This is a genomic window from Kandleria sp. (genome assembly GCF_017934775.1).
GTDB classification, from domain to species: Bacteria; Bacillota_I; Bacilli_A; order Erysipelotrichales; family Coprobacillaceae; genus Kandleria; species Kandleria vitulina.
On the sequence record NZ_JAGBIX010000084.1, the window covers coordinates 47,400 to 57,116 of the forward strand.

Annotated in this window: 12 protein-coding genes; 11 read left to right on the plus strand and 1 reads right to left on the minus strand. The window is 35.8% G+C overall.

The window, feature by feature from the left end; all coding sequences use genetic code 11:
• Positions 1-80: 80 nt before the first annotated feature.
• The 9 genes from J6L95_RS09080 to J6L95_RS09120 all read left to right on the plus strand — a co-directional run bounded on the left by J6L95_RS09080 (position 81) and on the right by J6L95_RS09120 (position 7,439).
• Positions 81-1,037 carry a sugar ABC transporter substrate-binding protein gene (locus J6L95_RS09080; protein ID WP_287458897.1) on the plus strand — a complete coding sequence of 319 codons (957 nt, stop codon included), beginning with the start codon at positions 81-83 and terminating at the stop codon, positions 1,035-1,037.
• A complete protein-coding gene (locus J6L95_RS09085) occupies positions 1,037-2,368 on the plus strand; it encodes a sensor histidine kinase (protein ID WP_287458898.1) in 1,332 nt (443 codons plus the stop codon). The genes J6L95_RS09080 and J6L95_RS09085 overlap by 1 nt, the downstream gene beginning before the upstream one ends.
• Complete coding sequence (locus J6L95_RS09090) at positions 2,343-3,017, plus strand: response regulator transcription factor (protein WP_287458899.1); 675 nt, start codon at positions 2,343-2,345, stop codon at positions 3,015-3,017. The genes J6L95_RS09085 and J6L95_RS09090 overlap by 26 nt, the downstream gene beginning before the upstream one ends.
• Positions 3,010-4,311 carry an ABC transporter substrate-binding protein gene (locus J6L95_RS09095; protein ID WP_287458900.1) on the plus strand — a complete coding sequence of 434 codons (1,302 nt, stop codon included), beginning with the start codon at positions 3,010-3,012 and terminating at the stop codon, positions 4,309-4,311. Before J6L95_RS09090 ends, J6L95_RS09095 begins: the two co-directional genes overlap by 8 nt.
• A gap of 164 nt (positions 4,312-4,475) precedes the next feature.
• Positions 4,476-4,910, plus strand: a complete 435-nt coding sequence (locus J6L95_RS09100; protein WP_287458901.1) for a PTS sugar transporter subunit IIA — start codon at positions 4,476-4,478, stop codon at positions 4,908-4,910.
• Positions 4,911-4,921: 11 nt separating this feature from the next.
• Positions 4,922-5,416 (plus strand): PTS sugar transporter subunit IIB, encoded by a 495-nt coding sequence (locus J6L95_RS09105; protein WP_029070958.1) that lies wholly within the window; start codon positions 4,922-4,924, stop codon positions 5,414-5,416.
• Between the two features lie 29 nt (positions 5,417-5,445).
• Entirely contained in the window at positions 5,446-6,288 is an 843-nt protein-coding gene (locus J6L95_RS09110; protein WP_029070959.1) for a PTS mannose/fructose/sorbose/N-acetylgalactosamine transporter subunit IIC, read from the plus strand.
• Between the two features lie 2 nt (positions 6,289-6,290).
• Entirely contained in the window at positions 6,291-7,124 is an 834-nt protein-coding gene (locus tag J6L95_RS09115) for a PTS system mannose/fructose/sorbose family transporter subunit IID (RefSeq protein WP_202969250.1), read from the plus strand.
• Between the two features lie 18 nt (positions 7,125-7,142).
• Positions 7,143-7,439: a DUF202 domain-containing protein gene (locus tag J6L95_RS09120; protein ID WP_287458903.1), complete on the plus strand. Its 297-nt coding sequence runs from the start codon at positions 7,143-7,145 to the stop codon at positions 7,437-7,439.
• A gap of 45 nt (positions 7,440-7,484) precedes the next feature.
• Here J6L95_RS09120 and J6L95_RS09125 read toward each other — a convergent pair whose 3' ends face one another.
• Complete coding sequence (locus J6L95_RS09125; RefSeq protein ID WP_287458904.1) at positions 7,485-8,615, minus strand: nucleotidyltransferase; 1,131 nt, start codon at positions 8,613-8,615, stop codon at positions 7,485-7,487.
• A 128-nt stretch (positions 8,616-8,743) separates the two neighbouring features.
• Between J6L95_RS09125 and J6L95_RS09130 the strand changes: the two genes are divergently transcribed.
• Entirely contained in the window at positions 8,744-9,274 is a 531-nt protein-coding gene (locus J6L95_RS09130) for a YceD family protein (protein ID WP_236700999.1), read from the plus strand.
• Positions 9,275-9,289: 15 nt separating this feature from the next.
• Positions 9,290-9,466, plus strand: coding sequence for a 50S ribosomal protein L32 (gene rpmF, locus J6L95_RS09135; RefSeq protein ID WP_029070964.1), 177 nt, complete (start codon positions 9,290-9,292; stop codon positions 9,464-9,466).
• Positions 9,467-9,717: the final 251 nt, after the last annotated feature.

Genomic DNA, 9,717 nt, shown 5'->3' on the forward strand with positions numbered 1-9,717 from the left:
CATAGAGCCATTTTCTTTATCTTTTATAATGATTATAATAAAAAATGACGTATAATAATGAGAAGAAGAGAGGGAATGTCATGAAGAAGAGAAGTGGGCTTATAGGTTTATCTTTTGTAATAGCAATAACAGCAGGACTTTATGCCTTTGTGGTAAACAATCCTATTCATGCTCATCAGCATCGTATAGGGGAGACGTATATGACAATGAATAATACGTTTTATGATGCTATACATGAAGAAGTAAAAAAGATTACTGATGAACATAATGATATTCTTATTACAAGAGATCCATTATTGAGTGTTGAAAAGCAATTAGAACAATTAGATCATTTTAAACAGCAGCATATTGACGTGTTGATTATCAATCCTGTTGATGGTAATGATGATAGAATCATCAATAATTTAAAAGAGCTAAAGAGAAATGGGATTTCTATCATTGTAGTAGATAGTCAGTTAAAAGAAGAACAGTTTGTAGATTGTACAATCCTTTCTGATAACTATAACGCTGGTGTGCTTTGTGCTAAAGATATGATGAAAAATATTAAGAGTGCAAAGATTCTGTTGCTAGAACATCTCGCAGCCTTGTCAGCTGTCGATCGTATTAAAGGCTTTACTGATACAATCAAGAATCATCCTGAATATCAGATTATTGATCGAGAAGATTGTTCTGGCCAGACAGAAATTGCGATGCCTAAGATGAAGGCCATGATTGAAAGACATTCTCATTTTGATGTCCTGATGGCCTTGAATGATCCTAGTGCACTAGGCGCGTTGGCAGCTATTGAAGAAGCGAAGAGTCGTCAATCATTCATGGTTTATAGTGTTGATGGTTCACCGGATATGAAGAAACTGATCAATGATACAAATGGACGCTATTATACAGCGGCACAGTCTCCGCTGATGATGGGGAAGAAAGCTGCCAATAATGCTTATCGTCTAATAAAAAAGAAGAATGTGTCAGCTAAGGTTATCGTGCCAGTATCACTTGTTGGCAAAAATAATATTTCAGATTATGATTTATCGGGGTGGCAATAATGGATACGGTTAATGACAGACATATAGGATTATTTAGAAAATCTTTGATTCTCTTAAATTTTGTGGCAGTTATCTACAATGCGTTCTTGTTCCTTTTTATTACAAAATATATTGTAGTTAATGGGTTATCACATTCACTTATTGAAAGTATCGGCAGTATTCCTCGTTCACCGGGTTATACCTTTTTTGCGTCAGTAGGTTCTTTTAGCATCTTGTTATTGGTGATGTATTTTAGAATTGATCTAGAAGAAAAGCATCGTGTCAGCAAGGATCTTCTTACCTTCATAGAGATGATATTGATGATGGCAATTCTCTATTTGCTTTATGATTGTTATAATGGAATCATACTGTTTGTCTTTGCGGATATTATCTACAATGCAAGAGATAATAAGTATTGGCTATGGTTTTTAGGAATAAGTTTTGGCATGTTGCTGCTTTCAAATTATTCATTGATTTCTACCATCATGAAGATGCCTTCTCTTGATGTCTATATTCGCTTTATGCCCCGTGCTACTGGAGTGACTATTTCTTTCTTTAGAAGTTTCATTGATTCATTGAATATGGTGCTCTTCATTTTATTCTTGATTACTTACCTGATTACATCTTTGGATGAACAGAGTCATATCAAAGAGGAACTAGATATGGTATCCCAAGTTAATACAGAATTAAACAGCTATGTTGCCTTAACTGAAAAAATAGCGGAAGACAGGGAAAGAAAGAGAATTGCCAGGGAAATTCATGATACCTTGGGTCATGCATTGACGGGTATTGCAGCAGGTGTAGATGCCTGTATTGTACTTATTGATAGTGATGTAGATCGTACTAAACAGCAGTTAAAGATAGTCAGTGGTGTTATCCGTGAAGGAATCGGTGATGTTCGTCGTTCACTTAATAAACTTCGTCCTGGAGCATTGGAAGATCGTACTCTTAAGGATGCAATCATAAAGATGATTGATGAATATCGTGAACTATCTAAATTGAATATTTCACTTTATTATGAGTGGGATTATATTGACTTCGATAATACGAAAGAAGATATTCTTTTCAGAATGATTCAGGAGTCAATTACGAATTCTTTAAGACATGGTCATGCTAAAAATGTAGAAATCAATCTGTTCAATACAGAACAGTGTTACTATATTATCATTCAGGATGATGGTATTGGTTCAGAACATATTACATATGGTTATGGCTTAAAACAAATGAAAGAACGTCTTGCCATGATTGGCGGGAGTGTAGAATATATAGGAGATCAGGGATTTAGAACAATGGCCATGATCCCTAAGGTAAAAGGGGAGGATAAAAATGATAAAAGTACTAATAGCAGATGATCAGGCTCTTATTAGAGAATCTCTTCAGATTGTATTATCCACACAGCCTGATTTATCATTAACAGGAGTAGCAGGAAATGGTTTTGAAGTCCTCGATGCTATCAAGGAAGAATTGCCCGATGTTATTCTTATGGATATACGTATGCCAGGTATGGATGGCGTTGTCTGTACTAAAGAAGTCAAGGAGAAATATCCTTCAGTCAAGATTATTATCTTAACAACATTCGATGATGATGATTTTGTCTTCAGTGCCTTAAAGTATGGTGCTTCAGGTTATCTTCTTAAAGGGGTATCGATGGAAGAACTTGTTCATGCGATCAAGACTATTCATAGTGGGAAAGCTATGATCAACCCAGATATTGCGACAAAGGTTTTTAAGCTCTTCTCTAAAATGGCACAGTCCAATTATACAATTCAGGTAGATGAACATAATTGTGATGATCTTACATCAATGGAATGGAAGATCATTCAGCAAATCGGCAATGGCTTATCAAATAAAGAGATTGCCTCTAAGCTCTTCTTATCAGAAGGGACTGTCAGAAACTATCTTTCTCATATCTTATCTAAGCTCTCTTTACGAGATCGTACTCAGCTTGCTATATGGGCTGTGCAGACTGGTGTAACTATGAAGGAGATTCCTGATGATTAATATGATCAAAAGTCATCAGAAAACGATCGTTATCTGGATTATATCTTTAGCTTGTTTATCTTCATTTATCTATTGGAATAATCCAGAACGTGTCATTACGATCACGTTAGGAACGTATGTAGGAAGTCCCTGGGATGTGCCTGATCCTACTAGCTATAAGCTGCTTGATCGTATTATCAAGAATTTTGAAAAAGAGAATCCTACAATTAAGGTGAAGTATGAACCTGGTATTGCCAAGTCTGATTATTCTTCCTGGTTATCAGAATTGATTGTTCAAGGAAAACAGCCGGATGTATTTGTCGTACCAGATGATGACTTTAACTTATTATTAAGTACAGGTGCACTTGATAATCTTAATAGACTTGTAAAAGAAGATCGTTTTAATACCAATATCTTCTTTGATTCAGCTATTGATGCTGGCGTTGTCAATCATGAAGTATACGCTTTGCCGTTTTCTAGTAATCCAGTGATGATGTGCGTTAATATGGACATATTAAAAAAAGAAGGAATTACGATACCAGATCATTGGACTATCGAAGAATTCTATGACATGTGCAATAAAATCACTAAGGATACAGATCATGATGGAGTATTAGATCAATTTGGAGTCTGTGATTATACATGGAAAGATGTTATCGCGGGATATGGAATTTCTTTATTTAATGAAGAAGGAACAAAATCTTATTTTAATTCATCAAAGGTAAAAAAAGCGTTTGCGATGTTAAGTAAGATCACACACCTTAATAAGAATATAAAAGTAAGCTCAGAAGACTTTGATAAAGGGAAGGTAGCCTTTATGCCAATGACATTGGCACAATATAGAACTTATAAGCCTTATCCTTATCGTGTAGCCAAGTATTCTACCTTCAGCTGGAACTGTCGTTCTATGCCTACTTCTACTAGCAATGCGGCCTATCAGATGAAAACAGCTTTAATTGGATTATCATCTCGATCTAATCATAAGCAGTCAGCCTGGAAGTTTTTGAAAATGATCTGCAGTGATCCAGATGTTCAGCAATTGATTCTAGAACAGTCACAGGGTGCTTCACCGGTAAGAGAGGTCATGAATGATTCTTTTACTGATAATCTATTTAAGAGAAATGGTTTTGGATCAAGTGAACTGACAGCACAGCGTATTAATACAATCATGGAGCAGACAATTGCGTATCCTAAGTTTAAGAAGTATGCTCGTGCCATGGAAGTAGCAGATTATCTTGTAACCCTTTCATTAGCTAACAACAGCTTGGATGCTGATCTATCACAAATTCATCAGAATATTCAAAAGTTATTATAAAGCAGTCAAATGACTGCTTTTTTTGATGTAATAATCAATTTTTTCGTGATGACAAATGTCACATACTAACATGATAAATATCATCAACACTTCATGACGTTTGATACGTTACAGCGCTTTCATTCTTGTATAGAATATAGGTACAACATGAGAGGAGAGAGATAATGAAATATTTGGTATTAGTTAGTCATGGCGGTTTTGCGGCTGGATTAAAATCTTCTCTTGCAATGTTTGCAGGAGACAAGATGGACCAAGTTATTGCGACTGGTTTAGAAAACGGAAAGTCTGCAGCTGAATTTAGAGATGTGTTCAAAGAAGCAATCTCACCAATTCAGGCCGAAGATGAAATGGTATTGTTAGCTGATATTATTGGTGGATCACCATTAACTACTGCATTAGATGTTTTAGGTGAAATGAACAGATTGGAATCAACTGTAGTTGTTGGGGGAATGAATTTACCTATGGCATTAACTGCCGCAGTTATGAAAGATGCACTTGATGGAGATGCGTTGGCAACAACACTTGTAAGTGAAGCAACTACTGCTTTACAGCAGTTTAAAGCAACAGCAGAAGATGCTGATGAAGAAGACGATATTTAAGGAGAATAAAAATGGCAATTAGTTTCGTAAGAATTGATGACCGTATGATTCATGGTCAGACAGTAACAAGATGGTCTAAGGAATATCCTTGTACAGGACTTATCGCAGTTAATGATGCAGCAGCATCAAATACAGTTTTAAAACAGGCATATAAGAGTGCTTCTGATAAGAAGACTTTTGTATGGACTAAAGAACATTTTAAAGATGTTAAAGAAAAGGTTACAAATAGTAAAGATAAATATTTCTTAATTACTAAGAACCCACTTGATATGAAAGAATTACTTGTGGATGAAGGATTTGTTCCTGGAGATGTAAAAACAGTAATTGTTGGTCCATGTAATGATAGACCTGGTGCTGTGAAATTAGGAAATAATCAGTCTATTACTCAGGAAGAAGCTGAAGCTTTTGAAGCTATCAGTAAAGCTGGTTATGAAGTGAAGTTTTCTTTAGTTCCTGATGTATCTATTGGTACATGGGATGACTTCAAAGGAAAATTTGGCTTTTAACATAAAATTAAAGAAAAGGGAGAAAAATTATGACAATTAGTTGGTTACAGGCTGCTTTGCTTGGTCTATTTGCTTGTTTAGCATCTATGCCAGGTCTAGGTGGTACATCTATTGGTAACTACACATTAGGGCGTCCTTTAGTAGGGGGACTTGTGTGTGGTCTTATCTTAGGTGATTTAAGATTAGGTATTATTTGTGGTTTAGCATTACAGGTTGTTTACATCGCATTAGTAACACCTGGTGGAACAGTTTCAGCTGATGTACGAGCTATCTCTTATATCGGTATTCCACTTGCAATGGTTGCTATTAAATCTCAGGGTATTGATCCATTATCTGGCAATGCAAAGAGCATGGCTACTTCAATGGGTACTCTAGTAGGTACATTAGGTACAGTATTATTCTATGGTACTGCTACATTAAACTTGGTATGGCAGCACATTGGATGGAAGGCTATCGAAAATGAAGATTTCCATAAAGTATATTTAGTAGACTGGGGATTACCTTGGATCTCACATTTCTTATTCTCATTTATTCCTACATTATTATTATGCCGTTTCGGTGCAGATGCCGTTACTGCATTAAAGACAGCTTTACCAATGGATGGTATTCCAATGAGAACACTATTCACAGTTGGTCAGTTATTACCATGTGTCGGGATTGCTATCTTATTAAAACAGATTGTAGAAAAAGCTACAGACTTTATCCCATTCTTCGTAGGATTTACTCTTGCAAAATCTTTAGGATTAAACTTAGTTTCTTGTACAGTCATCGCAATGATCTTTGCGGTTATCTACTATGAATTAGAAATGATCAAACAGAGAAAAACTGTTGCTGTAGATGCCATCGATGATGAAGAAGAGGAGGACATTTAATTATGGAAAAGAAAATTAGTAAAAAGGCGTTATCTCGTTCCTTCCATCATTGGTATTATGGTAACTTAACTTGCTTTACTCAGGAACATATGCAGACATTCGGTTATCTTGCATCTATGTTACCAATCGTTGAAGATCTTTATGACAACAAAGAAGATCAGAAACGTTCTATGAATACTTATACAGCATTCTTCAACACTGAACCTCAGATTGGGGCATTAGTTGTTGGTATCACTGCTGGTTTAGAAGAAGCACGTGCTAATCAGTCTGGTGAAGTTGATGACGAAACTATCAACGGTTTACGTGCAGGGTTAATGGGTCCTTTAGCTGGTATCGGTGATTCATTAATCGTAGGTACATTGATTCCAATCCTTCTTGGTGTATCAATGGGTCTTTCAAGTGGAGGTAGCCCAATTGGTGCCATCTTCTACATTGTTGTATGGAACTTACTTGCTTACTTTGGTATGAAGTTTGCATACTATAAAGGTTATGAATTAGGTGGAAAAGCTGTAGAATTCTTAGTTGGTCCAGTTGGAAATTCATTAAGAAAAGCAATTGGATGCTTAGGTGCTATGGTTATTGGTGCGGTAGCTGCATCATGGGTACCTATCACTACTGCTATTTCATTAAAAAATGCTAATGGTAAAGAATACTTAAATTTACAGAATCAGTTAGATGGTGTATATCCTGGTTTACTTACTGGTGTATTCATCGTATTCTGCTGGTGGTTAATGGCTAAAAAGAACATTTCACCTATCAAGGTTATGTTATTATTAGTTGTTATCGCATTCTTAGGAGTACTCTGTGGATTCTTCAATCCTGGTTTAAAATATTAATAATAAGGAGATTCAAACATGGACAAGAGATTATACAACGCCTATATGGAAGAGATTGCTTATCAGAAACATATGCTACAGAACGTACAGCGCTGGCTCAGTTTATCCTTCCTCATCTCGACAATTGGTGTGCTGCTTGCTTATATGTATGCTTCAGCATCTCTGATTATTGCAATCATCGGTTATCTGCTTGTCTTTGTGGGAGTACTCTCGACCTTAACCTTTGGGCTTGGTTTTTATAGAGGTCGTAAAAATGTAAATAAGGTAATTGATGAATTTGAAAATCGCGTTCATTTATCCAATACTCCTCATTAAGTTGCCTTATTAAAAGGACATTCCTTCCCCAGGAATGTCCTTTTGTTATTGATGATATGGTATCGAAGAAATCTCAGTATGAGCGTTACCATATATAAGTGATAAAAGTGTAGCAGCTTTATATTCTAAGGTTAATGAGGGATGCTGATGTTTAGAAATATTAGCAATGATCTTAAAATCAGTTCGTTTTTTCTGTTCCTTAATATAAAGTTGTCCCTTTTTAGAGAAAGCTAAGAGGCGGATATAGTCAATTTGCATCATGGCGGAAACGTCTTCTTTCTTATTATTTAATAAGATATGTACAAGCATGCGCGAAATACGAGAACGTGTATATCTTTTTGATGTTAATCTATTGATGAGATCTTCCATATTATCAGTTTTCTTTATTGTATCTTTTAAGAGGTTTTCAATTCCTTCATCTACAAGATGAATAGAGGAAAGCTGCTCATTAAATAAGATCGCATATTTTAGATAAGGAAAAAATTCTGAGAAGCTATAGAGATGTTCATCTTTATAATATTGATAACCCGGTAATTGTGATGAGACATCGATATGGGCGTGCAGCGCTTTTCTTAATGATGTTGCGCTGGCAATCTCTTGAAGCTTTTCTTCATGATAATCATTTGTACGCTTGATGCAGTGCATCCTTATATCATAATGATTATGAATGATTTCTTTAACGTAGCTTAAGCCAAGCAGATCGTTTGGGGTTTTTACTTCTTTATTTAATAATAAAGATAGAGCACGGTTGCAGGCATCAGGATAGCGCAGACCTTGATCCATAGCTTTTTTGATGGCAGTGTTGTATTGTTCCTGATGATTTTCTATAGTATTGGCAATTTCAATAAATTGTTCAATATCACCATTTTCGCTTCCGAAGAGTAAATCGGTAATGCCCATTTCATGAAGGAGGGTCATTGCTCCTTTAGCAAAGTAGTCAGCACTTTCTACAGCATAGATTGTTGGCAGTTCGATAACGATATCTGCACCACTTTCAATAGCTATGCGACTTCTGATCCATTTAGATATAATTGCTGGTTCTCCACGTTGTACAAATTGAGGAGACATCACTATTATTGTAAGATCTGGTTTGACTATTTCCTGGGCCTTCTTTAAATGATAAAGGTGCCCTTTGTGGAATGGGTTGTATTCAGCGACAATGCCTAATATTTTCATAAAATCACCTCAAAAAATAGTTTAACATGACTCATAAAAAAATAAAGAAATTATCATTGGAAATTTGTTCATCTTTCCATTGACTTACAAAAACTTCTTCTATATAATGTGTTATGCGAGTTATAGAGGTGATAATCTTGAAGTGGAGTCTTAATTGGCTAATTAAACAAAAGAATGGACAATTTGATTTCGAAGAGAGTCTTACATTTCCAAAAGAAATGTTCTATAACTTATCTCAAATCAATGGATTGAAAGACAGTGTGAGGGTTTCTGGTCACGGTCACTTCTTTGAAGCTGATCAAAGATTATATGTAACACTTCACGTTGAAGGCACTATGATTGTTCCTTGTGCTATTTCATCGGAACCGGTGGAGTATCCGTTTGAACTAGACGAAACAGAAATCTTTGCCTTTTACAAGCCTGACGAAGATGAGGATGTCATTGAGGCTAAGAAAGACACAGCCGATTTGACACCTGTGGTATTCCAGGAAATCATGATGGTAGTACCAATGAGAGTTGTCAAGGAAGGTGCTGAACTAACGCGCACTGGAAAAGGCTGGCAAGTCCTTGATGAGTCAGATGTTCATGCGAATGAAGAAGACAATCCTATTGATCCAAGGCTAGCAAAGCTAAAAGATTATTTTAAGAACAAGGAATAAGAGGAGGTAATACTTATGGCAGTACCATTTAGAAGAGTATCTAGTACAAGAAGAAACAAAAGAAGAACACATGACAAATTAACAGCACCTACTGTTATCGTTTGTCCTGAATGTGGTGAATTCACTTTACCACACAGAGTATGCAAACATTGTGGTTCTTACAATGGCCAGAAAGTCATGGAAGTAAAGTAATATGACATAAATTAAGGTGGAGATGATTCTCCATCTTTTTTTATTTTATAATAAAGAATAAAAAAGCAAGCAATAGGCTCTGAATATCGCTTTAAATAGCCCAAAATGGTGATCTGAGAGATTTTTTAAAAAAATTAGACAAAAATGCTTTACAAAGAGGAGAGGTGATGATAATATAAGTGAGCACTCAGCGAGAGCCGAGTGGCCTGAACATTGAAAACTGAACAGAAACACGTCAAATAGATGAGTGA

Bases quoted from the DNA above. Each gene is read 5' to 3' on its own strand.
- J6L95_RS09080 (WP_287458897.1), top strand. From the start codon at position 81: ATGAAGAAGAGAAGTGGGCTTATAGGTTTATCTTTTGTAATAGCAATA.
- J6L95_RS09085 (WP_287458898.1), top strand. From the start codon at position 1,037: ATGGATACGGTTAATGACAGACATATAGGATTATTTAGAAAATCTTTG.
- J6L95_RS09090 (WP_287458899.1), top strand. From the start codon at position 2,343: ATGATAAAAGTACTAATAGCAGATGATCAGGCTCTTATTAGAGAATCT.
- J6L95_RS09095 (WP_287458900.1), top strand. From the start codon at position 3,010: ATGATTAATATGATCAAAAGTCATCAGAAAACGATCGTTATCTGGATT.
- J6L95_RS09100 (WP_287458901.1), top strand. From the start codon at position 4,476: ATGAAATATTTGGTATTAGTTAGTCATGGCGGTTTTGCGGCTGGATTA.
- J6L95_RS09105 (WP_029070958.1), top strand. From the start codon at position 4,922: ATGGCAATTAGTTTCGTAAGAATTGATGACCGTATGATTCATGGTCAG.
- J6L95_RS09110 (WP_029070959.1), top strand. From the start codon at position 5,446: ATGACAATTAGTTGGTTACAGGCTGCTTTGCTTGGTCTATTTGCTTGT.
- J6L95_RS09115 (WP_202969250.1), top strand. From the start codon at position 6,291: ATGGAAAAGAAAATTAGTAAAAAGGCGTTATCTCGTTCCTTCCATCAT.
- J6L95_RS09120 (WP_287458903.1), top strand. From the start codon at position 7,143: ATGGACAAGAGATTATACAACGCCTATATGGAAGAGATTGCTTATCAG.
- J6L95_RS09125 (WP_287458904.1), bottom strand. From the start codon at position 8,615: ATGAAAATATTAGGCATTGTCGCTGAATACAACCCATTCCACAAAGGG.
- rpmF (WP_029070964.1), top strand. From the start codon at position 9,290: ATGGCAGTACCATTTAGAAGAGTATCTAGTACAAGAAGAAACAAAAGA.